This window comes from Yimella sp. cx-51 (assembly GCF_017654605.1).
Classification (GTDB): domain Bacteria; phylum Actinomycetota; class Actinomycetes; order Actinomycetales; family Dermatophilaceae; genus Yimella.
In genome coordinates this window covers 126,325-152,403 of record NZ_CP072113.1, presented here as the reverse complement: position 1 = coordinate 152,403, position 26,079 = coordinate 126,325, and the positions used below count along the sequence as shown (strand labels likewise).

Sequence of the window (26,079 nt, the reverse complement as noted above, 5' to 3'; positions counted from 1 at the left end):
TGGCCGACTGCTGAATACGTTAGTGGACGTGTCAACTATTGGCCAAACTGATCTATTCCACGGGCTTCACGCGCTCCGGAACTCGCGCGGCAGTTCCTCCAGCAGCCGCAACCACAGCTCGCTTGCCGTCGGATAGCTCGGCACGGCGTGCCGCAGCAGGTGCACGGGCACTCGCCCCACGATCGCGATCGTCGCGGCGTGCAACAGCTCACCGGCCTCGGGGCCGACGAAGGTCGCCGCGCGCACCACCCGGTCAGTGGGATCGACGAGCAGCTGCGCCTCGCCCACCACGTGATCGCGCAGCAGCGCCGCACCTGCGGCCGAGTTGAAGGGCACCCGCACGGCGACAGCGTCCGGAAGCTCTCCCTGCAGCGGGCCCACCTGCGCCACCTGCGGATCGGTGAAGATCACCTGCGGCACGGGGACGTCGTCCAGCTCGGGTTCGTCCGCGCCGCCCAACTGCGCGCCGATCACGCGAGCGCGGTACTTGCCCCAGTGGGTCAGCGGCGCTTCACCGCTGGCATCGCCGCCGGTGACGAGCCAGTCAGGCCAGGCGGACGGGTCATTCTGGTTGAGTTCGATCTGCTCGAGGCCGAGGTCGTTCAGGCGCGGACGGCGTCCCACCGCCACCAGGATCTCGTCGGCCTCGATCGGGTCGCCCTGCTCAAGAGTCAGCCGAACAGCACCGCCGTGGACGCGTCCGAGCCTGGTGTCGCGGGCCTCAGATCGTTCGCAGTTGGTGACCGTGGCGTTGAAGCGCACGTCGACGCCGCTTCGTCGCAGACTCTTGAGCACGGCCTGCGCAGCGAACGGCTCCTGGTTGGTGAGCAGCTGATCGCCGCGGACGACCATCGTTACCGCCGAGCCGAGCGCTTGCATCCAGGTGGCCGCCTCGCAGGCGATCACACCGCCGCCGATGATGATCCAGGCGCTGGCCGACGAGGCCGAGCAAGGCTACGACGTCGAACAACTGCGTAAGCGTGGCCGCAAACCCCTCGGCGATGGACCCGCCAGAGTCGTCCCGGTCCGTCTCGACGACACCCTCCTTGACGCCATCGACGCCCGAGCCGAACAAGAGCATGTCACCCGCTCAGAGCTGATCAGAGCTGCTCTGCGCGAGTACGTAGCGTGAAGGTCAACCCTTCCGCCCTGAAGCACGGCTTGACCGAAACCGGCAGTCTGCATGCTGCTCACAACTGGGCTTACGCCCGCGAACCGGACGACGACATGCCTGCCAAACAGTTCGTCCTGGGCTTCGACACCAACGGACGGCTGCTGGAGCTCGCCATCCTTACGTTTGACAGCGGCAACCAGCTCATCATCCACGCCATGAAAGCTCGCCGACACCATCTCGACCTGATCGATTGACCTACCGTCCACGGACGCTCGCCTGACGCGCGCTCGCGGGCATAGACCTCCGCACCACGTGGTTGCACGAGTCATGCGTGGTGAATACAAGGTGCCGGGCGGCAAACTGGTCGCCGTCGATCTGGACGTTCAGGACGGACGGCTGACCGAGGTCAGCGTTTCGGGCGACTTCTTCCTCGAACCCGAGGAGGCACTGCTCGACATCAACGCCTCCCTCAACGGCATGTCGACGGACGCCGGTGTCGACCAACTGAGTTCGGCGATCCAGGGCGCGGTCGACAAGGACGTCGCGTTCATCGGCTTCTCCCCCGAAGCGGTCGGCATCGCGGTGCGGCGCGCGCTCGGCAAGGCGACGGGCTGGCACGACCATGAATTCGACGTCATCCCCGCGAAGGTCATGCATCCTGCGATGCACGTCGCTCTCGACGAAGTGATCGGACGCGAGGTCGCCAGTGGCGTGCGTCCGCCGACCCTGCGTTTCTGGGACTGGGACTCCCCGCTCGTCGTCATCGGCTCGTTCCAGTCGGTGAAGAACGAGATCGACCCCGAGGGCGCCGAGAAGCACCACATCGACGTCGTGCGCCGCATCTCCGGCGGTGGCGCGATGTTCATGGAGCCCGGCAACTGCATCACCTACTCCCTCGTCGTGCCCACGTCCCTGGTCGAAGGCCTCTCCTTCGAGCGGTCGTACTCCTTCCTGGACGACTGGGTGATCGAGGCGCTGGCCGACGTGGGCGTCAACGCGCACTTCGTGCCGCTCAACGACATCGCCAGCGAGCAGGGCAAGATCGGCGGCGCCGCGCAGAAGCGGTTCGCCGATGGCGCGGTGCTGCACCACGTGACGATGGCCTACGACATCGACGCCGACAAGATGCTCGAAGTGCTGCGGATCGGCCGCGAGAAGATGAGCGACAAGGGCACGAAGTCGGCCAACAAGCGGGTCGACCCCATGCGCTCGCAGACCGGCATGACCCGCGACGCGATTCTCGACGCGTTCACGGCGACCTTCGAGAAGCGTTACGCGACAACGCGGTCCGACTACACCGATGCCGAGCTCGAGGCAGCGAAGAAGCTCATGGACGAGAAGTTCTCCACCGACGAGTGGACCCACCGCGTCCCGTGACCGACTCTTCCTAAGCAACAAAAACATTGCCCCACCGCAAGTCCGCAGCGCCTCCCCGGCTCTGCGGACTTCGCGGTCTTAGGGCAGCCGGGTCGGCAATCCCGCGAGCTCGAACAGCCTCTGCTCGAAGAACGCCGCCACGTGCTGCAGCTTCCCCTCACGGATGACCAGCACGTCGAGCTGGAAGGCGTCCCAGACCTTGCGCTCGTGGTCTCCCAGTTCGCGGGCCCGGCGTCCCTCGCGGGTGGCTCCGTCACCGATGGTCGAGCGGGCTCGTTGCAATGCGCTGTTCGCCGAGGCGACGGTGGTGTCGAGCACATTGGCAGTCTCAGCAGCGCTGAACTGCATCACATCTCGCAGGATCAGCGTCGCCCGTTGCTTGGGTGGGAGGTCCTGCAGCGCGGCGACCATCGCGAGTGAGACGCCCTCGTGCGCAACCGCCCGATCGGCCGGGTCGGCGAGCATGGCGTCCGGCAATGGCTCGAGCCAGAGGATCTCCTCGTTGGCCACCACCGGCTCACGCGGATCGGACGACGGTTGACCCAGGCCCGTAGGCAGCGGCCGACGCGATTGGCCCTCGAGCGCGGTGAGGCAGGTGTTGGTGGCGATCTTGTACATCCAGGTGCGCACGGACGCGCGTTCCTCGAAGCGGTGGAACGACCGCCACGCCCGCAGATAGGTCTCCTGCACCTGGTCCTCGGCTTCGGTGGCCGACCCGAGCATGCGGTAGCAGTGCGCGAGCAGTTCCGGACGCAGCGGACCGGTAAGTCGTTCGAAGTCCTCCGGCGGGCGGACGGCGTTCATCGTTCACCTCACGCGTTCTGGGCGGCGTAGGCCTCAGGTCCCATGTCGGCGGCCTGCTGGTCCATCCACATGATCTCCCAGGTGTGGCCGTCCAGATCGTCGTAGGAACGGCCGTACATGAAGCCGTGGTCCTGCGTGCGTCCCTCGGTGCCGCCGGCGGCAACTGCCTTGTCCACCAACGAATCCACCTGCTCGCGGGAGTCGGCCGATACGCACAGCAGACACTCACTGCCCTCCCGCGCGTCCACTGTTTTCTTGTCGTGGAAGGTGGCGTAGAAGTCGGTGCGGAGCAGCATCGCGAAAAGGTTGTCGCCGAGTTCGAGAGCGAGCGCGTTGCCGTCGCAGAACTGCTCGTTGAAGCTGTAGCCCAGCGCGGTGAAGAAGGCGCGCGAACGGTCGAGGTCGGCGACCGGCAGGTTGACGAAGATCATGCGGTGCATCGTGAACTCTCTGATTTCTGATCGCGGCGCCCGCTGGTCGAACGCCGTCATCAATACAGACCGGTCGTGCTGCGAAAACTCATCGCACACCACCCAAAGAGCTCGCACCGGCCGCGGGTCGGCTCCCGGCGTCCAGCCGCATTTACTGCTGCGTACGGGGGTGCGGCGTCGCTTTGCTTGACGCCTGGCTAGCCTGCCGCCCGGCTCGTGTGAGCCACCACACATTTTTGTAAAGCACCCCGAAGGACGTGTGATGTCAGCGCCGACCCAGGCGAGCGAAGGCCAACTCGAACGTGGCCTGTCCAACCGTCATATCCAGCTGATCGCGATTGGCGGCACGATCGGAACGGGCCTTTTCATGGGCTCGGGCAACACAATCAGCAAGGCTGGCCCGTCGGTCATCTTCGTCTACATGATCATCGGCGCGATGCTCTACTTCGTGCTGCGCGCGATGGGCGAGCTGCTGCTGAGCAACCTGGAGTACAAGTCGTTCGCCGATTTCGCCGGCGACATCCTCGGCCCGTGGGCGGCGTACTTCACCGGGTGGACCTACTGGTTCTGCTGGATCGCCACCGGTATCGCCGACGTCGTGGCCATCTCCGGTTATGTCGCGTTCTGGTGGCCCGATCTCCCGCTCTGGATTCCGGCGATCATCCTGATCCTCGTCCTGGTCGGGCTGAACCTGCCGTCGGTGAAGGCCTTCGGTGAGCTGGAGTTCTGGTTCGCGCTGATCAAGATCGTCGCTATCGTCGCGCTGATCTTCATCGGTCTCTACTTCATCTTCACCGGCTTCACCAAGAACGGCGCCACCGCCTCGTTCAGCAACCTATATTCACACGGCGGCATGTTCCCGACCGGCTTCATGGGCTTCGCGGCCGGCTTCCAGATCGCTGTCTTCGCCTTCGTCGGTGTGGAACTGGTCGGCACCGCCGCCGCCGAGACCAAGGACCCGGAGAAGACCCTCCCCCGCGCGATCAAATCAATCCCGATCCGCATCCTGCTCTTCTACGTGGGCGCCCTGGTGATCCTGATGTCGGTGCGTCCGTGGACGGAGTTCGACAAGGACAACTCGCCGTTCGTTGGCATGTTCGCCCTCGCGGGTCTGGCCGCTGCCGCCGGCATCGTCAACTTCGTGGTGCTCACCTCGGCCACGTCGTCGGCCAACTCCGGCATCTACTCCACGTCGCGGATGATCTACGGCCTGGCCAAGGAGGGCGACGCGCCCAAGTCGTTCCGCAAGCTGTCCAAGCGCCACGTACCGCAGAACGCGCTGATCTTCTCCTGCTCGTTCCTGCTCATCGGCATCGTGATGCTCTACGCCGGCGACAGCATCGGCACGGCCTTCGAGATGATCACGACCGTCGCCGCGATCTGCTTCATGTTCATCTGGACGATCATCATGATGAGCTACATCACCTACCGCCGTCAGCGTCCGTCGCTGCACGCGGCCTCGAAGTTCAAGATGCCCGGCGGCACGTTCATGCCCTACGTCGTCATGGCCTTCTTCGTCTTCGTGCTGTGGACCCTCACCACGCAGGACGACACGCTCAAGGCTCTGCTCTGGACGCCGCTGTGGTTCGCGGGAGTCGGTATCGGATACCTACTGATCCGCCGTCGTCCTGAGCACCTCGCGCTGCGCGAGGCACACGCCCGCAAGGTGACTGAACGCACCGAGCGCTGAGGCTCCAGCACCACCGAACGTCCCGTCCAGGCATCGTCCAGGGCGGGACGTTCGTCATTGCCGAGCACTCTCGATGAAACCGATTCGCCGCGGTCGCCGTCAGTACCTGCATAACCGACGAACACCGCACGAGGCGGTCGGCGCACGCGCCGGAAGGGGAGAATCATCATGAAAAAGATCACAGCTGCCGCATGCCTGCTGGCCTTTCCGTTGCTTGCCGGCTGCAACGCCAGCGACGTAACCACCACGACTCCGTCGAGCTCGAGCAGCAGCTCCTCGACCACCGATCCGAGCACCAGCCCGACCGAGGGCACGACCCAGGCGTCCGGCGTCCTCGACTTCGGCAAGACCTACCAGTGGGACAACAAGGTGTCGGTGACGGTGAAGGACGCCACCGATTTCACGCCGAGCGACTACACCACCAAGAACAGCCGCTTCAGCAAGTTCACCAAGGCGACGATCACGCTCACCAACAACACCGACAAGCCCATCGAGGCGCGCAACCTGCGGACGTCCGCGACCAGTGGCGACCGACAAACCCCTGAGCTCTACGACTACAAGAACGACGTCGGACGCCCGTCGACCGCGAAGATCCTGCCCGGCAAGTCGCTGAGCTGGGAGGTCGGCTACGGCTACACCTCCGGCGAAGACCTCACGGTCACGCTCACCTACCGCGACTACAAGACCGACGACTACAAGACCGAGCGACCCGAAGCCATCTTCAACAAGAAGATGTAACGCTCGCACGGCTGGTGGCCCGATCAGGAAACTGGTCGGGCCACCACTGCGAACTCACCGATTCGACAGTTTCGAAAACCCGCGAGATGGTGTCTGCGCACGTCGATCCGCATGTGATGCGAAGTGGATCGGAGTTCAGCACAGGAGTGAAGAAGCTTATGACCGTGGACGAGGCGACTCTTGCCGAGATCCGGGAAGACGCCATCTGTCTCATCCGCCCTGGTTTCATGCGCCGGGACGAGGTGGAGACGCAGCTCGAGGACACCTTCGAGAACGTCGATGCCGACGAGGTCGAATCGATCGTCCGCACCGTCTGGGACGACGAGGTGCGCGCCCAGTGCGAGCGCCCGGACGGCGGCGACTTCCACGCCCTGTCGAAGGCCTTCGACACGCTCGAACGCGCCGGCATCCTCGCCCGGATGAACTTCACCTGCTGCGGCACCTGCGCGGTCAACGAGATCGACCACGAACGCACGCCCGGCGGCACCAGCCAATACCCCTGGCGCGAATGGGGCTATGCCTATTTCCACGCCCAGGACGCCGAACGGCTGGCCTTCCCGCGCCAGTCGCTCTACGTCGGATTCGGTGCATTCCCGGGCAGCCCAGCACTGCCCGAACCGCAACCGGTCGACCGTGACGAACGCATCGCCAGGCACCTGGACGCCGACGCCGTCGTGGCCGAGAAGGTCGTCGAGGTGCTGATGGCGCAGGGCCTGGACGTCGACTGGTCAGGTGATCCCGAAACCCGGGTGATCGTGCACATCAACGACTGGGGCAAGCCGCTACCAGGCACGGAGTCGCCCCAGAGGCGCCTGCTCTCTCGCCTCTTCGGTCGCTGAGGTGCTGGGCGCGTCCGCGCGTCTGGCCTGATGAATTTTGTGGACGTGTGGTCCAAGTCGCCCGCGCGCAAGCCACCGCTCGACCCCTGCAGTGAAAAAGAATGCAGGCATGAGCATCGAACCGCGTATCGCCGTCCTTGCACCCACCCCGCTCGCCGTCGTCGAGGCAACCGCTGCCCTGACTGATCTGAAGCGCAGCGAACACGGGGACGCTGAGTCGGGCGTGCACATTCACCCCGGCGGCCAGGGCCTCTGGATGGCCCGCATGGCGCGCTCGCTCGGCGCGAAGGTGACGGTCGTGGGGCCCTTCGGTGGCGAGCTCGGCCCGCTCATCAAGACGATGCTCACCGATCTCGACCTCGAGGTGAAAGCCGTCGACTATCCCTCGGGTAACGGCGGCTACATCTACGAATTGCGCGGCGGCGAGCGCGAGGTGCTCTCGCACATGCCACCGCCGGTGCTCACCCGCCACGAGTACGACGACCTCTACGGCGTGGCGTTGGTCGAGGGCATGGACGCCGATCTGACCGTCATCACCGGCTGCGAACCCGCCGACGTGTTACCCGACGAGTTCTTCCACCGCCTCATCTCCGACATCCGCTCCTCCGGCGGACGCGTCGTGGCCGACCTCTCCGGCGGCCCGGCCCTGGCTGCCATCGACGCCGGTGTCGACGTGCTGAAGATCGCCCACGACGAACTCATCGAGGCCACGTTGGCCGACGGCGAGAGCGCGGAGAAGATCATCGCCGGAGCCAAGAAGGTGATCGCCAAGGGCGTGGGCGCGATTGTGGTCTCCCGCGCCGAGAAGCCGGCACTGGCGGTCGACAAGGACGGCGTGCGTGAGCTCATCACCCCGGCCGTCACCACCCACGAGCACCGCGGCGCGGGCGACTCGATGACCGCCGGTATCGCCGTGGCTCTGGCCCGAGGCGAAGACCTCACCGAAGCGGCCCGGCTGGGTGCTGCGGCTGGTGCGCTCAACGTCACCCGTGGTGGCCTGGGCACCGGCAACCGCGACACGATCGAGCGCATCGCCGAACACGTCGAGATCAAGGAGCGCTGACATGCACGTGCTGGTCACCAACGACGACGGCATCGAGTCGGCTGGTCTGGCGGTGCTCGTCCGGGCCGCGCTCGACCGTGGTCACACCGTGCAGGTGGCCGCGCCGGCGCATGAGTATTCGGGTGCCTCGGCGTCGCTGGCCGGCGAGGAGAAGGACGGCAAGATCATCCTGGTGTCGGCTGACCCGCCCGGCATGCCCGAAGGCGTCGACGCGATCGGCGTCAAGGCCGCTCCCGGCCTCATCGCCTTCCTCGCCTCCTACGGCGCTTTCGGCGACAAGCCCGACATCGTGCTCTCCGGGGTCAACCTCGGCGCAAACACCGGCCACGCCACCCTGCACTCCGGCACGGTCGGCGCCGCCCTCACCGCCGCGACCCACGGCATCAAAGGCATGGCCGTCTCGGTCACCTCCGGCACCCCGGAGCACTGGGACACCGTGCAACGCGTCGCCACCCACGCCCTGGAATGGCTGGAAGGTCAGGACGTCGGCGAGCACATCCTCAACATCAACGTGCCCGACGTCCCGTGGTCGAAACTGCGTGGGCTGACCGGTGCCCACCTGGCACCGTTCGGTGCCGTGCAGGCCCGCATCGACGAGCGGTTCACCGAGGGCATCGACGTCACCTACATCGCCGAGGACGCCGATGACGATGACCCCGGCTCCGACCACTACCTGCTCACCCGCGGGTGGGCGACCGCGACGATGCTGCGCGCCCCGGTCGACTCCCCGAAGATGGACGTGCCGACCTTCGACGGCGAAGGTACCGAGGCCGATGTCGAGGCATACCAACCCGATTCGGCCCGCGTGATGACCACCCGCGAGTCCGACTGAGCAAACCCAGCGGCTGTTCGCAAACGCGGCAGTTGCTCCGTCGCGCCTGCGGCCTGAGCGGTCACCAGACACAAACGCGGCGGCTGTTCGCAGACGCGGCGGTTGCAACTACCGCGCCTGCAAGGAACCGCCGCGTTTGGTGCTGCAAGGGCCGCGTTTGCGTCGCCGACCCCGACAATTGCCTCAGTCGAGGCGGACGATCATCTTCCCGGTGTTGGCGCCGGCGAGCAGGTCGATGAACGCCTGCGGAGCGTTGTCGAGTCCCTCGCGCACGGTCTCGTCCCAGGTGATCGACCCGTCCGCCAGCCACGGGCCGACCGTCTGCCGGAACTCCTGCTGCAGGTCGTTGTACTTGCTGACGATGAAGCCGCGCATCGTGATGCGCTTGCCGATCAGCAAGGTCAGATTCCTTGGGGCACAGGCTGGTTCGGTGGCGTTGTACTGCGCGATCGCGCCGCACATCGCGATGCGGCCGTCGAGCTTCATCGACGAGATCGCTGCTTCGAGGTGGTCTGCGCCGACGTTGTCGAAGTAGACGTCGATGCCCTCGGGCGCAGCCTGCTTGAGCAGGTCACGTACTGCGCCGTCGCGATAGTTGAAGGCCGCGTCGAAGCCGAGGTCCTTCAGGCGGGCGACCTTCTCCGCGCTGCCGGCCGAACCGACCACGCGGGACGCCCCGGAAAGACGGGCGATCTGGCCCACCAGCGACCCGACCGCACCGGCGGCACCGGAGACGAAGACCGCGTCCCCGGCCTTGAACTCGGCGGCGGCCATGAGTCCGGCGTACGCGGTCAGCCCAGGCATGCCGAGGACGCCGAGGTAAGCACTGTCGGAGAAGTCCGCGGTGTCGACCTTGCTGGCCCGCGCACCCGGGAGCACGGCGACGTCGCGCCATCCCAGACCGTGCAGGACGCTGTCGCCCTCGGCGAATCCCTCTGCGCGAGATGCGATCACTGTTCCGACGGCGCCACCGTCGAGCGGCTGGTCGATCTGGAACGGCGGCACGTACGACTTCACGTCGTTCATCCGTCCACGCATGTACGGATCGACCGACATCACCGTGTTGCGGACGAGGATCTCGCCGTCCTGCAGCGCCGGCAGGTCACGCTCGACCAGGCGGAAGTTGTCGGGAGTCGGCGCGCCGTTCGGACGAGAAGCCAGGACGATTTCGCGGGTCTGGGTGGGAAGGCTCATGGGTCCAACCTATGCCCCTGCGATTCGCACGCGGTCGCCGGTAGAAGCGCGCTAACCCAGCAGAATTCCAGCGATCGCGGCGCTCATCAGGTTGGCCAAGGTCGCGGCGAGGATGGCGCGCATGCCGAGCTCGGCGATCTCGCCGCGGCGCTTGGGGGCCATGCCGCCCAGGCCGCCGAGCAGGATGCCGAGCGAGCCGAGGTTGGCGAAGCCGGTGAGGGCGAAGGTGACAATCGCCTGGGTGCGGGCCGAGAAGTCGCCGATGTTGGGGGCAAAGTTGGAGAAGGCCACGAACTCGTTGACTACGACCTTCTGACCGACGTACGAACCAGCGTCCGCGGCCTCTGACCAGGGCACACCGATGAGGGTCATGACCGGCGCCATGACGTAGCCGAGGATCTGCTCGAAGCTGAGATCGTCGTTGCCGAACCAGCCGCCGACCATCCCGACGAAGAGGTTGATCAGTGCAATCAACGAGATAAAGGCCAGCAGCATCGCGCCGATGTTGAGCGCGAGCTTCATGCCGTCCGAGGCACCGGCAGCGGCCGCGTCGATGACGTTGCGATGCTTGACCTCTTCCTCGTCGTCATCGTCATGAGCGACCTCGCTCGACGATGCGGAGCCCTTGTCGAGATCGACCACGGCGGCCGACGATCCGGCGCCGGCAGCAAGGCCCTCGGGCACGATGATCTTGGCCATCAGCAGCGCGCCGGGGGCGGCCATGAAGCTGGCCGCGATGAGGTAGTCGAGCTTGGCGCCGAGCAGCGCGTAACCGACGAGCACTGATCCGGCGACGGTCGAGAGGCCGCCGACCATGACGGCGAAGAGTCCGGAACGGGTGATCTTCGACAGGTACGGCTTGATCACCAGCGGCGCTTCGGTCTGGCCGAGGAAAATGTTGGCGGCGGCGTTGATCGACTCCTCGCGCCGGGTGCCGAGCAGCTTGGCCAGCGCCCCACCGATCACCTCGACCACCTTCTGCAGGATGCCGAGATGGAAGAGGATGGCGGTGAGCGAGGCGAAGAAAACGATCACCGGCAGCACCTGCAGCGCGAAGACCATCCCGTCCTTGGGGATCAACGGCCCGAAGAGAAAGCTGATGCCCTCCTTCGAGGAGTCGATGACCGCCTGGACGCCCTCGGAGGTCTTCGCCAGCGCGTCCCGTCCCCAGGGCACGAAGAGCACGAGCACGCCGAAACCGACCTGTAGTGCGAGGGCGGCACCGACCGTACGCAGCTTGATCGCCTTGCGATCGGTCGACAGCAGGTAGGCGATGGCCAGCAGGCCGACCATTCCTCCGATTCCCCACAGCACGTGCAGCATGGGCGCTCCTCCCTCGTCCAGGTAGCGACAGCCTGACATTTCAGGAGGGGTGGCTGGGGGTTACCGAACGATCGAGTGGCCGGGCTGTGAACTGGTGGCCGGGCAATACCCCGGCCATTGGCTCACAGCCCGCCCACTCGATGAGGAGGACGTGCCGATCAGAGGGCCTCGGAGACCGCCGCTCTGGTCGAGCGCCACCACTCGTAGTGATCGAGCACGTCGTGGCACACCTGCTCGTGCGTGTAACCGATGACGTCGTACGCGCCGCCATTGGGCAAGACGACCTCCAGCACCGTGGTGGTGTCGTCGGCTTCGATCATCCGCGACCCGTAACTGGGCGCCTTCATCAGCCGCACCTGCACCGGATACCGGAAGCTCTCTTCGCCGTCGACGACGGTGAGCGCGACCGAGCGGGCGATGCGCGTGCTCACGTCGTCCTGACTCTCCACGACCGCATCGACGCCGCGCTGGACGAGTTCGTCGGCCACTTCGCGCAGGGCAGGAAGGACGACGTCGTCCAACCGCGTGGATGCCTGCTTGAGGTTGACGGTGCCGAACGATCGCGCCAGCCGCCGCTTCCAACTGCCCGGGCTGGCCGTGGCCTCGCGTCCGACCACGGACGAGGTGAGCGAGGTGCGGAAGGCGTCGGCTTGCACCCGCTCCCCTTCGAGCGCCCGGTGCAGCCCGACCATCACCAGCACCATGACCACCGCGAAGGGGAGACCCATGATGATCGTGGCGTTCTGCAATGCGGTGATTCCGCCGACGCTCAGCATGGCGATGGTCAACAGACCAGTGGCGGCAGCCCAGAGGATGCGCAGCCACGGCTTCGCGTCGACGTCCGTGTCAGGCAGGTCGGACGACAGGTTGGCCATCACCAGCGCGCCGGAGTCCGCACTTGTCACATAGAACAAAAGTCCGACGAAGGTGGCGAGGCCCACGAGGAAGAACGCGCCGGGGTATTGCTGCAGCAGGTCGTAGAACCCCTGCTCGGGCGCGGTCGTGGCGGTCTTTCCGAACTCGTTGTCGCCGTCCATGATCTGCTTCACGGCGCTGTTGCCGAAGATCGTCACCCACATCACGATGTAGATGAACGGGATGGTCAGCGTGCCGACGATGAACTGACCGATGGTGCGGCCCTTGGAGATTCGCGCCAGGAACATGCCGACGAAGGACGCCCACGCGATCCACCAGGCCCAGAAGAACAGCGTCCAACCGTTCATCCAGTCGGCCGGGTAGTCGTAGGCCATCGTGTCCATCGTCATGCCGGGGAAGAGGTTGACGAAGTCGCCGACGTTCATCATCATCGCGCGCAGCAGGAAGGCGGTCTCGCCGGTGACCAGCACCCACGCCGCCAGACCGATCGCGAGCAGCACGTTGAGCTGCGACAGGATGCGAATGCCCTTGTCGACACCCGAGGTGGCCGAGATCGTCGCGACCGTGACGGCCAGCACGACGAGCGCGATCTGGGCGGGCAGGCCCTGGCTGACGCCGAACATCACGTCGAGGCCGACGTTGAGCATCACCACGCCGATACCGAGCGAGGTGGCCACACCGAAGATCGTGCCGAGCACCGTCGCGATGTCGACAGCGTCACCCAGGCGTCCTTGAATTCGCTTACCGAACAACGGATACAGCGCCGAACGCACCGCCAGCGGCAGTCCCTTGCGGTGGGCGAAGTAGCCGAGCGCGATGCCCATGAGGGCATACATTCCCCATCCGGTGATGCCGTAGTGGAAGAGCGTCCAGACGGTGGCCTCGCGGGCGGCGTCCAGCGTCTCTCCCTGCCCCTGCGGCGGGGTGAGGTATTGCGTTGCAGGCTCGGCGACGGCGAAGAACATCACGTCGGTGCCGATGCCGGCGGCGAAGAGCATGCAAGCCCAGGAGAAGGTCGAGAACTCCGGACGGTCGCTGTCGGCGCCGAGACGCACCTTGGAGTAACGCAGTCCGAGGTAGACGACGAAGACGAGGATCGCTGTGGCCAACAGGATGTAGAACCAGCCGAACCAGTTGGAGATCCAGCCGACGACATTGCCGAGCACCGACTCCGCATTCTCGGACGCGATGAGCGCCCACGCCGCGACCGCGACGGTGAAGATGCCGGAGACCAGCAGCACTGGCCACTTGGTCCTCGGTTCTGAAGGCTCCTGCAGCGCAGTCGAACTCATCGCATCGAACCCATCGCCTGCGCGGCGCTGGGCACCTCGTCGACGGCGTTCCAGGCGTCGTTGCGCGGGTCGCCCTGGGGGAAGATCGGCATGCCCGACTTCGCCTTGTAGACCGGTGCGTGCTCGGCCGCCAGCGCGGTGTTGCCGGCGATCAGATCGGCAGCCTTCTCGGCCACCATCATCACCGGCGCGTAGATGTTGCCGTTGGTGATGGTCGGGAAGACGGACGCGTCGACGACCCGCAGGCCTTCGGTGCCGTGCACCCGCATCGAGTTCGGGTCGACCACTGCCATGTCGTCGACGCCCATCTTGGCCGAGCACGACGGGTGCAGCGCCGTCTCGGCGTCCTTGGCCACCCAGTCGATGATCTCCTGGTCGGTCTCCACCGAAGGTCCGGGCGAGATCTCACCGCCGTTGAACGGCGCGAAGGCCGGCTGCTGCAGGATGTGGCGAGCAGCGCGGATGACCTCGACCCATTCGCGGCGGTCGTTCTCGGTGGAGAGGTAGTTGAACAGGATGCCCGGCTTGGCCAGTGGGTTGTCGTTCTTGATGCGCACGTGACCGCGCACGTCGGAGTTCATCGGCCCGACGTGCACCTGGTAACCGTGCGTGCCCTCCGGCGCGGTGCCGTCGTAACGCACCGCGATCGGCAGGAAGTGGAACATCAGGTTGGGGTAGGCCACCTCGTCGTTGGTGCGGATGAAGCCGCCCGCCTCGAAGTGGTTGGACGCACCCACCCCGCGGTTGAGGAAGAGCCACTCGGCACCGATGTAGGGCGCCTTCCACTTCTTCAGCCACGGCGCGATCGACACCGGCTGCAGGCTGGAGTGCTGCAGGTAGACCTCGAGGTGGTCCTGCAGGTTCTCGCCGACGCCCGGCAGGTCGACGCGATTGGTGACGCCAGCAGCCTGGAGCACCTCGGGGTTGCCGACACCGCTGAGCTGCAGCAGCTGCGGGGAGTTGAACGCGCCGCCGCAGAGAATGACCTCACCGGCTTCGACGCTGTGCTTGAACTTCCCGCCCCGGGCGAAGTCGACGCCGGTCACCCGGTTGCCCTGCCAGCGCAGGCCGGTCACGGTCGACAGCGTCGCGATGTCGAGGTTCTTACGGTCACGGATCGGACGCAGGTAGGCACGGGACGCGCTGATCCGGCTGCCCTTGTAGACGTTGCGATCGAAGGGTGCGAAGCCCTCCTGGCGGTAGCCGTTGACGTCGTCGGTGCGCGGGTAGCCGGCCTGCTGGGTGGCCTCGAAAAATGCTTGGAAGAGCGGGCTGCTGGCCGGGCCGCGCTCCAGCTTGAGCGGGCCCGCGCCTCCGCGCCATTCGTCCGCACCGGCGAGGCAGTTCTCCATGCGCTTGAAGTAGGGCAGGCAGTGCGCGTAGTCCCACTGGTCCAGACCATCGAAGGTGGCCCACTTGTCGAAGTCGCCGGGATTACCGCGCTGGAAGATCATGCCGTTGATCGAGCTCGACCCGCCGAGCACCTTGCCGCGAGCGTGCGGGACGCGGCGGCCGTCCATGAAGGGCTCCGGCTCGGTCTCGTAGGCCCAGTCGTACAACGGGTTGCCCGAGGGGAACATCAGCGCCGCCGGCATGTGGATCAGCGGGTCGAACAGGAAGTCGGCCCGGCCGGCTTCCAACACCAGGACGCTGGTCTGCTTGTCGCTCGACAGCCGGTTGGCCAGCACCGAGCCGGCAGACCCGCCGCCGACGATCACGTAGTCGTATCGCTTCTTCATTCGTGTCTCTCCATCAGTTTCGTATCAAGATCCGTTGCGTGAGCGGGTCGCTCCCGCTGGTTGAGCCACGCTGGTGAGGAACGAACCAGCACGTGTCCAAACCCGGTCAGTTCCGCTGTGGCTCAACCACTTCAGGCTCATCGCTGTCTCTCGCCTCGGCCGGTTTCGACACCTGCGAGCGGCGCGCCTCAGTCGTTGCTGAACCAGCCCGCCGGCGCCGGCCGGAGGTTCTGCCAGATGTGCTTGGTCTCCTGGTATTCGTGCAGCCCGACCAGGCCGAGTTCACGGCCGTTGCCGGACTGCTTCATGCCGCCCCACTCGGCCTGCGGCACGTAGGGGTGGTAGTCGTTGATCCAGATAGTGCCGTGGCGCAGCCGCTTGGCGACGCGCTCGACGCGTCCGGCGTCCTGGCTCCACACCGCTCCGGCCAGGCCGTAGATGGTGTCGTTACCGAGCTTCACTGCGGCGTCCTCGGCCTCGTCGACCGTCGCACCGCTGAATGTCTCGACGGTGAGCACCGGGCCGAACGACTCCTCCTGCACGCAGGTCATCTCGGTGGAGCAGTTGTCGAGGATGGTCGGCGGGTAGAACGCACCCTTGGCCAATTCACCACTCTCGTAACGCTTTCCACCGGTACGTAGCACGGCACCTTCGGCGACGGCGGCGTCCACATAGGTGGCCACCTTCGCAAGGTGGTCTTCGCTGATCAACGATCCCGTCTCAGCATTTTCGTCAAACGGACCACCAACGCGGATCTTCTCGGCGCGGCGCACGAGTTCGTCCACCACCTCGTCGTGAATCGATTCCTCGACGATCAGGCGGGTGCCAGCAGAGCAGACCTGGCCGGAGTCGAGGAAGACGGCGGTGAGCGCGTTGTCGATCGCGGCGGGCAGGTCGGCGTCGGCGAAGATGATGTTGGGGTTCTTGCCACCGAGTTCGAGCGCGACCCGCTTCACGGTCGGAGCGGCGGACGCCATGATCGAGCGGCCGGTGACCACGCCGCCGGTGAACGACACGAGGTCGACTTCGGGCGACTCGGTGAGGGTGGGGCCGACGTCGGCGCCGGCGCCGAGGATCAGGTTGGCCACACCCTTGGGCAGGCCAGCTTCTTCGAGCGCCTTCATCAGCCACATCGCGCTCTGCGGGGTGAGTTCGGCGGGCTTGAGCACGAAGGTGTTGCCGGCGGCGAGGGCGGGCGCGACCTTCCACGCGGTCTGCAGCAGCGGGTAGTTCCACGGCGTGATGAGCGAGCAGACGCCGACCGGCTCGGTCACCACGCGGCTGGAGACGTCGGGCATGCCGGTGTCGACCACGCGTCCGGCTTCACCTTGTGCCAGCGAGGCGAAGTGGCGGAAGACGCCGATGATGTCGTCCATGTCGAGCTGCGATTCCACGAACCGCTTGCCGGTGTCGAGCGCTTCCATGCGCGCGACCTCGTCCTTGTCGCGCTCCAGGTAGTCGGCGACGCGGTGCAGAATCGCGGCCCGCTCGGGCGCCGGAGTCGAGGGCCAGGGGCCTTCGTCGAAGGCGCAGCGCGCGGCTTCGACTGCCTTTCGGGCGTCCGCGGGCCCGGCCTCGGCGACGGTGATCACCGCGGATCCGTCTGCGGGACAGGTGATTTCGCGGGTGGCGCCGGACTCGGCGTCCACCCATTCACCGTCGATGTACAAGCTGGGCATGCAGAACCTCCGTCATTGCTTCGGGCTGGATGCGAGCCGCCACGGACCATTCCCCTGACCGATCAGCTCGATAACGCTCGTTTCACCATAACGCACGTTATAGTGCCGATGTGAAATCAGAACGACCTGTTCGCGAGCGTTTGCTGGACGCTGCGGACGATGTGCTCTTCGTCGACGGGTCGGTCTCGACCCCGGTCGATGTGATCGTGCGCACGGCGAGCGCCTCGCCGCCAAGCCTCTACAAACACTTCGGTTCGAAGGACGGCCTCATCGCTGCCGCGCTACGGCGCAGGTTGGCGATCTGGACGCAGGTCTGGGACGACGCGATCGAGGCCGCCCAGTCGGACGAAGACCGCCTGCTCGCCCTCTGGCCGGCGCTGCGCGTCTATCAGCACGAGCGCCTGACCGAACGTTGGTGCGCCTTCAGCGGCACCGCCGCCGCCCTCCCCCGGCCCAGCGCACCCGTCGCACAGGTGTTGGCCGACGAGACGGCGCTGTTGCGTGATCGCCTGCGGAAGTACGCCCTCCCGATCGCCGGCCAGCAGGCGGATTCCCTTGCGGCGCAACTGTTCATCGCCTACACCGGCACCATGGCCACGATGCTGCGTGAGCCTTACGAGCAGGCCATCGACAAGGGCGAACAAACCGCGCGGACGCTGGTCGCCGCCTTCACCACAACAAAATCGGCGTGAGTTTGGGGCCCTTCGTTGTCGTTACGAAGGGCCCAAACTCACGCCGATTCTCACTTGTTCAGCAGGTCCTCAGCGCAGGACGACGGTGCGCCGTCCGTGGACGACGACGCGGCCTTCGCAGTGCCACTTCACCGCGTTCGACAGCGCCTTGCACTCGGTGTCGCGGCCGGCGGCGATGAGGTCGGCCGGGGTGAAGGCGTGGTCGACCTCCTGCACCTGCTGGGAGATGATCGGGCCCTCGTCCAGGTCGCTGGTGACGTAATGCGCGGTGGCACCAACGGTTTTCACGCCGCGCTCGTACGCCTGGTGGTAGGGCTTGGCGCCCTTGAAGCTCGGTAGGAACGAGTGGTGGATGTTGATCGCGCGGCCTTCGAGGGCGCGGGCGAGCTCGTCCGACAGGATCTGCATGTAGCGCGCGAGCACCACGAGATCGGCGTCGTACTCGTCGACCAAGCGCAGCAGTTCGGCCTCGGCGGCGGGCTTGGTGTCAGGCGTGACCGGCACGTGGAAGAACGGGATGTCGTGCCATTCGACGAGTCCGCGGTGGTCGGGGTGGTTCGACACAACGGCCACGATCTCGATCGGCAAATCGCCCATCCGCTCGCGGAAGAGCAGGTCGTTCAGGCAGTGGGCGAACTTCGACACCATCACCAGCACCCGCTGCTTCTGGTCAGCCGGACGCAATTGCGCGTGCAGCTTCCACTTCTCGCACAGCGCGTCGACCTGTGACTGTAAGCCGTCCATCCCGGGGTCGGCGTCAGCGGGCACGGCGAAGTCGATGCGCGCGTCGTACTTGCCCGACAGCGGGTCGTCGAACTGCTTGATCTCGCGGATGTCGGCGCGATTGTCGACCAGGAACCCAGTGATGGCGTGCAGGATGCCCGGCTGCTCGGGGCCGTCCACGGTCAGCACATAACGCGGTTCGTGAGCAGTCATCGCCCTCTCCTTCATTCTCCGAGTGCACGGCACTCGGTTCTCAGCACTCGACGACATCCACGGCGAGGCCGCCGGCACGTGTCACGCCTGTCGGCACCAGTCTGTCGCATGTGGCTTCGGCGAGCGCTCGTCCAATGATGGAGCGCCACCACGGACGACGCCGTCAGACGTACTCCCGCATCCCGTCCAGCAGCCAACGGGCGACGTGCACCGCGAAGGACGAGCGGGGCATGACCCGCCATGTGTCGGCCTCGACGCGCCACAGGATCACGCCGACCGCACCCAGCAGCGTCGCCACCGCGGTGCCGACCGGGAAAGCCACCTCGTCGAGGTCGAGCCGACACGACTTGTCGAGCACCTGCTGCGCAGCAGCGCCCCTGAGCTCCAACGTGGTCCGGTTCGCTGACAGGTCGACCACCTGGCCCGGCAGTGAGCCGAGCGACTGGGTGAGTGATGCCGCCAGGGACGCCGGTTCGGGGCCGCCGTCGGCCTCGTCCGGCAGGATGACGAGGAACTCGTCTGGGCCGAGCCACAGCGCATGACCGCGGTCGCCGAGCGAGGTTACCTGGCCGGCCTGCGACGGCAATGATGCGCCCAGCCCCTTCGCCAACACATCGGCCGTCGCGCTGCCGGGCACGGCGCGCACGCCGATCTGCCCGAAGAACGGGATCTCCTTCAGCGTCACCGCTGATCCGCTGCCCGCGGCGAGTTCGTCCGCGATTCGGTGCAACGGGCTGCGCCGACGCTCCAGAACCTTCTGCCGATCAACCATCGCGCCGTGCTCCTTCCTTGTCGTAAACAACTGCGTCGTGCACCTCGACCGGCACGAACTTCCCTTCGAAGGACGCCATCAGCTGCTCGCCGATACGGGTTCGACCGTCCTTGACCAGCGCCAGCGCGAACGAGCGTCCGAGAGCCTGGCTGTGGTAGCTGGACGACACATGTCCAAGCATCGGAACCGGTTGCGCGGCAATGCCATTCACGAGTTCATCCGGAACGTCGCCCGAGGCTATGACCTGGCTGCCCTCGGGAAGTCGCAGACCGTGATCGACCGGCATCAGGGCGACCAACTGCTTGCGACCCTCCTCCACATGCCCGGCACGGTCGTACGAGCGTTTGCCGATGAAGTCCTTGGTCTTGGAGACAATCCAGTCCATGCCGAGGTCCTGCGGGGTGACCGTGCCGTCGGTGTCCTGTCCCACGATCGGGTAGGCCTTCTCCGCCCGCAGCACGTGCATGGTCTCGGTGCCGTACGGCGTGATGCCGAAGGGCTCGCCGGCTGCGGTGATGTCGTCCCACAATGCTTCGCCGTACCAACCGCTGACGTTGATCTCGTACGCCAGTTCGCCGGAGAAGGTCACGCGGGCGATACGGGCCGGGATGCCACTGGCCAGCACGGTGTCACGGAAGGCCATGAACTCGAAGTCCTCCTTCGACACGTCCAGATCTGGCGCCAGGGCCGCGACGACATCGCGTGATTTCGGTCCGACCACAGCGACCGTCGTCCACTGTTCGGTGACGGAGGTGAACCAGACGTCCAGCTCGGGCCACTCGGTTTGTGACCACTCCTCCAGCCAGTCCAGGACACCTGCCGCACCTCCGGTGGTGGTCGTCATCAGGAAGCGGTCTTCCGCGAGCCGGAACGACACGCCGTCGTCGAAGACCATCCCGTCGGGACGACACATCACGCCGTAGCGCTGCTTGCCGACGGCGAGCTTGGCGAAGGCGTTGGTGTAGATGCGGTTGAGGAACTCCGCCGCATCGGCGCCACGCACTTCGATCTTGCCCAGCGTGCTGGCGTCCATGTAGGCGACGCCTTCCCGGGCCACACGGCACTCCCGTGCGACGGCTGCGTCCATGTCTTCACCGTCCTGTGGGTAGAACCACGGACGCTTCCACTGGCCGACATCCTCGAAGAGCGCCCCGCGCTCGAGGTGACGGGTGTTGGCCGGCGTGACGCGGATCGGGTCGTAGAGGTCGCCACGAGCGCGACCCGCAAGGGCAGCGAAAGCCACCGGTGTGAAAGGCGCCCGGAAGGTCGTGGTGCCGAAAGCACCGGGGTTTGGGCGTCCGGACTGCCCCTGGCCCGGTTGGCCACCCGGCACGGCCGCCATGTCGGCGTCGGTGAGCAACTGGCTCAGCAAGCCGATGGTCAGCACGCCGCCGACCTTGCCCTGGTCGAGGCCGGTACTGATCGAGGTGTACCGCTTCACGTGCTCCACCGAACGCATCCCGGCGCCCACCGCACGCACCACGTCGTCAGCGGTGTTGTCGCGCTGCGGATCGACGAAGTGGGTGTCGAGCGAGCCATCGGGCGCGGGCACGAGCCACAGCGGTGCCGTGGTGCCGGCAAGCCGGACGCGGTCGATCTCGGGAAGTGCCTCGCCCGCTCCGGCGGCAGCTCCCTCCGCCACGCAGGCCTCGGTGTCGTAGGTGCCGAGCACCGAGCCCGCCAATGCCTGATTGCGCACCGGAGCGCTCGGGACGAAGCCGAGCAGGTCGTCGTCCCAGTGCAGCACTCCCTGACGCTGGGAATGGAGGCTGACATTCGGCGACCATCCGGCGCTGACCGCCACGATCTCGCACGAGATCTCCTGTGTCGCACCGTCTTCGGATCCGGTCTCGGCGACCAGCACTCCGGTCACCTGCTCCTCGCCCAACACGGCAACGACGACCTTCCCGCGGTGCACGGTGACGCCGGCCGGCACCGCGCAGCCTGCTTCGGCTCGCGCGTCGACCAGGTCGACCTGCACTCCGGCTGCCGCCAGATCGGCTGCCACCGGGTAGGCGGAATCGTTGGTGGTGAAGACGACCACGCGCGAGCCCGCGACGACGGCCTGACGACCCAGGTAGTTCTGGACGGCCGAGGCGACCATCACGCCCGGACGGTCGTTGCCGGCGAAAGCCAGTGACCGCTCGAAGGCGCCGGTGGCCAGCACCACGCGGCCGGCGGTGATGTGCCAGACCCGCTGCCGGGAAGCCTTGTCGGACGCACCGACCCGCTTCTCGAGTGCGACCAGGTAGTTGTTGTCATAGCTACCGAAAACACCGGTGCGCGTCAGGATCCGGCAGTTTTCCGCCGCCTCCAACTCGGCGACCATGGCGTCGATCCACTCCTGTGCCGGCACTCCCTCGACCGTCTCGGACGGACGTCCGAGCAGGCTGCCGCCGAGCATGAAGTCCTGCTCCAGCAGGGTGACCCGCACGCCGGTTGCCGCGGCAGCGCGAGCAGCAGCCAGGCCGGCCGGGCCGGAGCCGATCACTGCGACATCGGTGTGCACGTGCATGTGGTCGTACTCGGCCGGGTCGACATTCTGATCGAGCTGGCCGATGCCGTCCTCCCAGGTGAGCGACAGACCATCCGTGAGCTCAAGGGTGGTGGCGGGCAGCATCGACTCGCCGTAACCGCCGTTCGAGCGCACGAAGGCGCTTGGCTCCTCGACGCCGCAGGTCATGACACCCCGCGGGCGGCGGCGGTAGATCGAGTCGCCCACTCGCACAACGCCGTTGGCCAGCACCGCTGCGGCCACCGTGTCACCGGCGAGCCCTTCGTACTCCACCCCGTCAACCGTGAAACGCAGCGTTTCGCCGCGGCGGATCACCCCACCGGTCTCCTGGCGTCGCGAGGTCATGTCGTCACTCCTTCAGGTGCATCGGTGAGCTCGGGGGCACCGAGGTAGGTGGAAGAGATCTCGTAGGTGTGGGTGTCTCGGACGGCGTTGAACCACTTGCGGCAACCGGCCGAGTGCACCCACCGCTCGCGGTAGCTGCCCTTGGGGTTGTCGCGGTAGAAGAGGTACTGCGCCCACTCCTGGTCGCTCAGCGCCGACGGGTCGGCGGGGTAGGCGACGTGCGCCTGGCCGCCGTAAGCGAACTCGTCCTCGGGGCGTCGCCCGCAGTGCGGGCAGTCGATGTAGAACATGTCGATGCCTCCTGTTCAGTGGGCGACGGCAGCGGCGCCGTGCTCGTCGATGAGCGCACCGGTGACGAACCGGTCGAGCGCGAACGGTCGGTTGAGGTCGTGCGGTTCGTCGTGCGCGATGGTGTGCGCGAGCGCGAACCCTGCACCGGGGACGGCCTTGAATCCGCCTGTGCCCCAACCGCAGTCGATGTACATGCCCTCGACCGGGGTGAGTCCGACGATCGGGGACGCATCGAGGGTCACGTCGACGATGCCGCCCCAGGTGCGCAGCAGGTGCGCTCGCGCGAACGCGGGGAAGAGTTCGACAGCGGCCGACATTTGGTGCTCGATGACGTGGAAAGAGCCGCGCTGGCCGTATCCGTTGTAGGTGTCGACGCCCGCACCCATGACCAACTCACCCTTGTGCGCCTGCGAGACGTACACGTGCACGTGGTTCGACATCACGACGGTCGGATGGATGATCTCGTGCAGTTCCGAGACCAGCGCCTGCAGCGGATGTGACTGGATCGGCACCCGGAAGCCGGCCATCTCGGTGAGGGTCGAAGTGTGACCGGCAGCCGCGAGCGCCACCCGGCCGGCCTTGATGTCACCGCGGTTGGTGCGGACGCCCGTCACCCGGTCGCCGTCCATCGTGAAGCCGGTGACCTCGCAGTTCTGGATCAGATCGACGCCCAGCTCACTGGCGCGGCGGGCGTAGGCCCACGCCACCCAGTCGTGCTTGGCGATGCCGGCGCGCGGTTGGTAGGTGCCGCCCATCACCGGGTAGCGGATGTCCTGGCCGATGTTGATGATCGGGCAGAGTTCCTTGACCTGCTCCGGGGTCACCCACTCGGCGTCCACGCCGTTGAGCCGGTTGGCCTCGACACGGCGCACCGAGTCACGGACGTCCTGCAGCGTGTGCGCGAGGTTGAGCACACCGCGCTGGGAGAAGAAGATGTCGTACCCGAGGTCCTCCTCCAAGCCCTCCCATAGTTTCAGCGAGTGTTCGTAGATGGCTGCCGACTCGTCCCACAGGTAGTTGCTGCGGATGATCGTGGTGTTGCGGGCCATGTTGCCACCGGCGAGCCAACCGCGTTCCAGCACAGCGACATTGGTGATGCCGTGGTTCTTGGCCAGGTAGTAGGCGGTGGCCAGACCGTGGCCGCCACCGCCGACGATCACGACGTCGTAGCTGGGTTTGGGGTCGGGGTTGTGCCACAGGAAGCTGGGGTGCTCGGGCAGTTCACGCTGTCCCATCACGGCTCCTTGCTGGAGAGCGGCTCGACGCCGGTGTAGAGCGGAAAACGGTCGGCCAGGGCGCGCACCCGGTCACGCAGTGCGGGCGTCTCGGCCTCGATGTCGGTGGAGATCAGCGTCGCGGCGATGATGTCGGCCACTTCGGTGAAGTCTTCTGCGCCGAAGCCACGGGTGGCCAGAGCTGGCGTACCGATCCGCAAGCCGGAGGTGACCATCGGCGGACGCGGATCATGGGGAACGGCGTTGCGGTTCACCGTGATTCCCACCCCGTGGAGCCTGTCTTCGGCCTGCTTGCCATCGACCTCGCAGTTGCGTAGATCGACCAGCACGAGATGGACGTCGGTGCCGCCGCTGAGCACCTGCACACCGGCCTTGGCGGCGTCCGGCTGCATGAGGCGCTCGGCGAGGATGCGGGCGCCGTCGAGCGTGCGCTGTTGGCGCTCGGCGAACTCCGGTGAGGCTGCGGCCTTGAAGCTCACCGCCTTTGCCGCGATCACGTGCTCGAGCGGTCCGCCCTGCATGCCGGGGAACACCGCCGAGTTGATCTTCTTGGCGATCTCGGGTGAGTTGGTGAGGATGATTCCGCCGCGCGGTCCGCCCAGGGTCTTGTGCGTGGTGCTGGTGGTGACATCGGCGAAGGGCACGGGGTTGGGGTGGAGTCCGGCCGCCACCAGACCGGCGAAGTGGGCCATGTCGACCCACAGCAGTGCATCGATCTCGTCGGCGATCGCCCGGAAGGCCGCGAAGTCGAGCGTGCGCGGGTAGGCCGACCAGCCGGCGACGATCATCCTGGGCCTGTGTTCGCGGGCCAGGCGGGCGACCTCGTCCATGTCGATGATGCCGTTGTCGTCGACGTGGTACGGCACGACGTTGAACATCTTGCCGCTGTAGTTGATGCGCATGCCGTGCGTGAGGTGCCCGCCGTGGGCGAGGTCGAGACCGAGAATGGTGTCGCCGGGCTTCAGCAGTGCGAAGTACACGGCGGTGTTCGCCTGCGCACCCGAGTGCGGCTGGACATTGGCGAATTCCGCACCGAAGAGCGACTTGACCCGATCGATTGCCAGGGTCTCGATGACGTCGACGTGCTCGCAGCCGCCGTAATAGCGACGACCGGGCAGACCTTCGGCGTACTTGTTGGTGAGCACCGAACCCTGCGCCTGCATCACCGACACGGGAGCGAAGTTCTCCGAGGCGATCATCTCCAGCGTCTGCTGCTGCCGCTGCAACTCCAGGTCAATGGCGGCCGCCACCTCCGGATCGGCAATGGCCAGGTCGGCATCGAAGTGCGTCAGGTTTGCAGTGGTTTCTGTGGTCACGAAGAGCCTCACCTTCAGGGAGTTCAGCGCCCGTCGCGCTGTTCGACAACTGGTATATCAGTTGTCGGGTAAGCTAGATGTGTCGCGCGCCACATGTCAACCTCGCGGGAGAAATCGATGACCGGCACCCCTGCCTCCTTGACCGAGGTCGCCTATCAGGCACTCAAGGAGCGACTGGTGCTGCTCGACATTCCTGCCGGCGCACCCATCAACGAGCAGAGCCTGTCGGCCGAACTCTCCATTGGTCGCACCCCGCTGCGCGAAGCGCTGAAGCGACTGGAGTCCGACCATCTCGTGGTGACCTATCCGCGCCGTGGCACCTTCGCCAGCGGGGTCGACATCACCGCCCTGACCGAGATCTCCGAACTGCGACGAGTGCTCGAACCCCTCGCCGCCAGCCTCGCCGCACAACGCCTGACCGCGGACGATCGCGAGGAGCTTTCCCGTTTGCGGACGGAGCTAGCCGGCCTGCCCGACGACACCTCGCCACGCGATCACATGGAGTGGGACCTCCAGGTGCACCGCGCGATCTATGCGGCCACCCACAACGGGCACCTGCAGACAGCCCTGGCGCGGTACGGCAATCTCGCCACCCGCATCTGGTCGGTCGCGGCGCCTCGCCTGACCGACGTCGGGTCGCACATCCGGGAGCATGTTGCGCTGCTCGACGCCGTCCTGGCCGGCGATCCGGACGGCGCCGAAAGCCTGATGGTCGAGCACATGGTCGACTTCGAGGCGCGCATCCGCACGGTGCTCTGACCCGGCTTCGACCCAGCCCTGACTCGCCGAGCCGGCCCGCACCAGCAACCTTCACCGCGGCGTCACAGGACGCTGCACCACAGGTGGCGCACCGGTTCAGCAGTCGCCGGCCCGCCTGTACCAACACCCGCCACTCGAGCGTCCACCTGATGGGACATCCCTGCGCTACCTGCGGGTAGCGGTTGACCGGGTGATCCACGTCACTTACGGTCAGCGCAACACAGTTG

At 66.4% G+C, this 26,079-nt stretch carries 24 protein-coding genes; 10 read left to right on the top strand and 14 right to left on the bottom strand.

What is annotated here, in order from left to right; genetic code table 11:
• Positions 1-66 precede the first annotated feature (66 nt).
• A complete protein-coding gene (locus tag J5M86_RS00725) occupies positions 67-906 on the bottom strand; it encodes an FAD-dependent oxidoreductase (protein WP_244328403.1) in 840 nt (279 codons plus the stop codon).
• 10 nt (positions 907-916) lie between these two features.
• On the opposite strand from J5M86_RS00725, the gene J5M86_RS00720 reads away from it, so the two are divergent.
• From J5M86_RS00720 to J5M86_RS00710, 3 genes are all read left to right on the top strand, one after another.
• On the top strand, positions 917-1,132 hold the full coding sequence (locus J5M86_RS00720; protein ID WP_188061685.1) for a ribbon-helix-helix domain-containing protein: 216 nt from the start codon (positions 917-919) through the stop codon (positions 1,130-1,132).
• Positions 1,129-1,368 (top strand): toxin, encoded by a 240-nt coding sequence (locus J5M86_RS00715; protein WP_188061686.1) that lies wholly within the window; start codon positions 1,129-1,131, stop codon positions 1,366-1,368. The genes J5M86_RS00720 and J5M86_RS00715 overlap by 4 nt, the downstream gene beginning before the upstream one ends.
• A gap of 73 nt (positions 1,369-1,441) precedes the next feature.
• Complete coding sequence (locus J5M86_RS00710; protein ID WP_188061717.1) at positions 1,442-2,491, top strand: biotin/lipoate A/B protein ligase family protein; 1,050 nt, start codon at positions 1,442-1,444, stop codon at positions 2,489-2,491.
• A gap of 78 nt (positions 2,492-2,569) precedes the next feature.
• Here J5M86_RS00710 and J5M86_RS00705 read toward each other — a convergent pair whose 3' ends face one another.
• The gene (locus J5M86_RS00705; protein ID WP_188061687.1) at positions 2,570-3,295 is read right to left on the bottom strand and encodes an RNA polymerase subunit sigma-70; all 726 of its coding nucleotides are present in this window, start codon (positions 3,293-3,295) and stop codon (positions 2,570-2,572) included.
• 8 nt (positions 3,296-3,303) lie between these two features.
• The gene (locus J5M86_RS00700) at positions 3,304-3,726 is read right to left on the bottom strand and encodes a VOC family protein (RefSeq protein ID WP_244328402.1); all 423 of its coding nucleotides are present in this window, start codon (positions 3,724-3,726) and stop codon (positions 3,304-3,306) included.
• Between the two features lie 262 nt (positions 3,727-3,988).
• Between J5M86_RS00700 and J5M86_RS00695 the strand changes: the two genes are divergently transcribed.
• The 5 genes from J5M86_RS00695 (at position 3,989) to surE (ending at position 8,888) form a co-directional block, all read left to right on the top strand.
• Entirely contained in the window at positions 3,989-5,416 is a 1,428-nt protein-coding gene (locus tag J5M86_RS00695) for an amino acid permease (RefSeq protein ID WP_188061689.1), read from the top strand.
• Positions 5,417-5,584: 168 nt separating this feature from the next.
• Positions 5,585-6,154, top strand: coding sequence for a hypothetical protein (locus tag J5M86_RS00690; protein WP_188061690.1), 570 nt, complete (start codon positions 5,585-5,587; stop codon positions 6,152-6,154).
• A gap of 164 nt (positions 6,155-6,318) precedes the next feature.
• Positions 6,319-6,993: a hypothetical protein gene (locus J5M86_RS00685; RefSeq protein ID WP_208965067.1), complete on the top strand. Its 675-nt coding sequence runs from the start codon at positions 6,319-6,321 to the stop codon at positions 6,991-6,993.
• A gap of 109 nt (positions 6,994-7,102) precedes the next feature.
• On the top strand, positions 7,103-8,056 hold the full coding sequence (locus tag J5M86_RS00680) for a 1-phosphofructokinase family hexose kinase (RefSeq protein ID WP_188061692.1): 954 nt from the start codon (positions 7,103-7,105) through the stop codon (positions 8,054-8,056).
• 1 nt (position 8,057) lies between these two features.
• A complete protein-coding gene (gene surE, locus J5M86_RS00675) occupies positions 8,058-8,888 on the top strand; it encodes a 5'/3'-nucleotidase SurE (RefSeq protein WP_188061693.1) in 831 nt (276 codons plus the stop codon).
• A 183-nt stretch (positions 8,889-9,071) separates the two neighbouring features.
• On the opposite strand, the gene J5M86_RS00670 is transcribed toward surE, so the two are convergent.
• The 5 genes from J5M86_RS00670 to J5M86_RS00650 all read right to left on the bottom strand — a co-directional run bounded on the left by J5M86_RS00670 (position 9,072) and on the right by J5M86_RS00650 (position 16,991).
• On the bottom strand, positions 9,072-10,082 hold the full coding sequence (locus J5M86_RS00670; RefSeq protein WP_188061694.1) for an NADP-dependent oxidoreductase: 1,011 nt from the start codon (positions 10,080-10,082) through the stop codon (positions 9,072-9,074).
• A gap of 51 nt (positions 10,083-10,133) precedes the next feature.
• Positions 10,134-11,405, bottom strand: coding sequence for a NupC/NupG family nucleoside CNT transporter (locus tag J5M86_RS00665; protein WP_188061695.1), 1,272 nt, complete (start codon positions 11,403-11,405; stop codon positions 10,134-10,136).
• Positions 11,406-11,563: 158 nt separating this feature from the next.
• Positions 11,564-13,573, bottom strand: coding sequence for a choline BCCT transporter BetT (gene betT / locus J5M86_RS00660; protein ID WP_188061696.1), 2,010 nt, complete (start codon positions 13,571-13,573; stop codon positions 11,564-11,566).
• On the bottom strand, positions 13,570-15,312 hold the full coding sequence (betA, locus tag J5M86_RS00655) for a choline dehydrogenase (RefSeq protein ID WP_188061697.1): 1,743 nt from the start codon (positions 15,310-15,312) through the stop codon (positions 13,570-13,572). Before betA ends, betT begins: the two co-directional genes overlap by 4 nt.
• Before the next feature lie 188 nt (positions 15,313-15,500).
• A complete protein-coding gene (locus tag J5M86_RS00650) occupies positions 15,501-16,991 on the bottom strand; it encodes an aldehyde dehydrogenase family protein (protein WP_188061698.1) in 1,491 nt (496 codons plus the stop codon).
• 110 nt (positions 16,992-17,101) lie between these two features.
• Between J5M86_RS00650 and J5M86_RS00645 the strand changes: the two genes are divergently transcribed.
• Entirely contained in the window at positions 17,102-17,683 is a 582-nt protein-coding gene (locus tag J5M86_RS00645; RefSeq protein WP_188061699.1) for a TetR/AcrR family transcriptional regulator, read from the top strand.
• A gap of 69 nt (positions 17,684-17,752) precedes the next feature.
• On the opposite strand, the gene purU is transcribed toward J5M86_RS00645, so the two are convergent.
• From purU to glyA, 6 genes are all read right to left on the bottom strand, one after another.
• On the bottom strand, positions 17,753-18,619 hold the full coding sequence (gene purU, locus J5M86_RS00640; RefSeq protein WP_244328401.1) for a formyltetrahydrofolate deformylase: 867 nt from the start codon (positions 18,617-18,619) through the stop codon (positions 17,753-17,755).
• A gap of 163 nt (positions 18,620-18,782) precedes the next feature.
• The gene (locus J5M86_RS00635; RefSeq protein WP_188061701.1) at positions 18,783-19,391 is read right to left on the bottom strand and encodes a sarcosine oxidase subunit gamma; all 609 of its coding nucleotides are present in this window, start codon (positions 19,389-19,391) and stop codon (positions 18,783-18,785) included.
• Positions 19,384-22,251, bottom strand: a complete 2,868-nt coding sequence (locus J5M86_RS00630) for an FAD-dependent oxidoreductase (RefSeq protein WP_188061702.1) — start codon at positions 22,249-22,251, stop codon at positions 19,384-19,386. The genes J5M86_RS00635 and J5M86_RS00630 overlap by 8 nt, the downstream gene beginning before the upstream one ends.
• Positions 22,248-22,541, bottom strand: a complete 294-nt coding sequence (locus tag J5M86_RS00625; RefSeq protein WP_188061703.1) for a sarcosine oxidase subunit delta — start codon at positions 22,539-22,541, stop codon at positions 22,248-22,250. The genes J5M86_RS00630 and J5M86_RS00625 overlap by 4 nt, the downstream gene beginning before the upstream one ends.
• A gap of 15 nt (positions 22,542-22,556) precedes the next feature.
• On the bottom strand, positions 22,557-23,777 hold the full coding sequence (locus J5M86_RS00620) for a sarcosine oxidase subunit beta family protein (RefSeq protein ID WP_188061704.1): 1,221 nt from the start codon (positions 23,775-23,777) through the stop codon (positions 22,557-22,559).
• Complete coding sequence (glyA, locus tag J5M86_RS00615) at positions 23,777-25,093, bottom strand: serine hydroxymethyltransferase (protein WP_305847083.1); 1,317 nt, start codon at positions 25,091-25,093, stop codon at positions 23,777-23,779. The genes J5M86_RS00620 and glyA overlap by 1 nt, the downstream gene beginning before the upstream one ends.
• 117 nt (positions 25,094-25,210) lie before the next feature.
• Here glyA and J5M86_RS00610 point away from each other — a divergent pair, with 117 nt between their 5' ends.
• On the top strand, positions 25,211-25,852 hold the full coding sequence (locus J5M86_RS00610; RefSeq protein WP_188061705.1) for a GntR family transcriptional regulator: 642 nt from the start codon (positions 25,211-25,213) through the stop codon (positions 25,850-25,852).
• The last annotated feature ends 227 nt before the right edge of the window (positions 25,853-26,079 follow it).

What these genes read in the sequence shown, in the direction of transcription:
- J5M86_RS00720 (WP_188061685.1), top strand. Translation starts at nt 917, where the DNA reads ATGATGATCCAGGCGCTGGCCGACGAGGCCGAGCAAGGCTACGACGTC.
- J5M86_RS00710 (WP_188061717.1), top strand. Translation starts at nt 1,442, where the DNA reads ATGCGTGGTGAATACAAGGTGCCGGGCGGCAAACTGGTCGCCGTCGAT.
- J5M86_RS00705 (WP_188061687.1), bottom strand. Translation starts at nt 3,295, where the DNA reads ATGAACGCCGTCCGCCCGCCGGAGGACTTCGAACGACTTACCGGTCCG.
- J5M86_RS00700 (WP_244328402.1), bottom strand. Translation starts at nt 3,726, where the DNA reads ATGATCTTCGTCAACCTGCCGGTCGCCGACCTCGACCGTTCGCGCGCC.
- J5M86_RS00695 (WP_188061689.1), top strand. Translation starts at nt 3,989, where the DNA reads ATGTCAGCGCCGACCCAGGCGAGCGAAGGCCAACTCGAACGTGGCCTG.
- J5M86_RS00690 (WP_188061690.1), top strand. Translation starts at nt 5,585, where the DNA reads ATGAAAAAGATCACAGCTGCCGCATGCCTGCTGGCCTTTCCGTTGCTT.
- J5M86_RS00680 (WP_188061692.1), top strand. Translation starts at nt 7,103, where the DNA reads ATGAGCATCGAACCGCGTATCGCCGTCCTTGCACCCACCCCGCTCGCC.
- surE (WP_188061693.1), top strand. Translation starts at nt 8,058, where the DNA reads ATGCACGTGCTGGTCACCAACGACGACGGCATCGAGTCGGCTGGTCTG.
- J5M86_RS00670 (WP_188061694.1), bottom strand. Translation starts at nt 10,082, where the DNA reads ATGAGCCTTCCCACCCAGACCCGCGAAATCGTCCTGGCTTCTCGTCCG.
- J5M86_RS00665 (WP_188061695.1), bottom strand. Translation starts at nt 11,405, where the DNA reads ATGCTGCACGTGCTGTGGGGAATCGGAGGAATGGTCGGCCTGCTGGCC.
- betT (WP_188061696.1), bottom strand. Translation starts at nt 13,573, where the DNA reads ATGAGTTCGACTGCGCTGCAGGAGCCTTCAGAACCGAGGACCAAGTGG.
- betA (WP_188061697.1), bottom strand. Translation starts at nt 15,312, where the DNA reads ATGAAGAAGCGATACGACTACGTGATCGTCGGCGGCGGGTCTGCCGGC.
- J5M86_RS00650 (WP_188061698.1), bottom strand. Translation starts at nt 16,991, where the DNA reads ATGCCCAGCTTGTACATCGACGGTGAATGGGTGGACGCCGAGTCCGGC.
- purU (WP_244328401.1), bottom strand. Translation starts at nt 18,619, where the DNA reads ATGACTGCTCACGAACCGCGTTATGTGCTGACCGTGGACGGCCCCGAG.
- J5M86_RS00635 (WP_188061701.1), bottom strand. Translation starts at nt 19,391, where the DNA reads ATGGTTGATCGGCAGAAGGTTCTGGAGCGTCGGCGCAGCCCGTTGCAC.
- J5M86_RS00630 (WP_188061702.1), bottom strand. Translation starts at nt 22,251, where the DNA reads ATGACCTCGCGACGCCAGGAGACCGGTGGGGTGATCCGCCGCGGCGAA.
- J5M86_RS00625 (WP_188061703.1), bottom strand. Translation starts at nt 22,541, where the DNA reads ATGTTCTACATCGACTGCCCGCACTGCGGGCGACGCCCCGAGGACGAG.
- J5M86_RS00620 (WP_188061704.1), bottom strand. Translation starts at nt 23,777, where the DNA reads ATGGGACAGCGTGAACTGCCCGAGCACCCCAGCTTCCTGTGGCACAAC.
- J5M86_RS00610 (WP_188061705.1), top strand. Translation starts at nt 25,211, where the DNA reads ATGACCGGCACCCCTGCCTCCTTGACCGAGGTCGCCTATCAGGCACTC.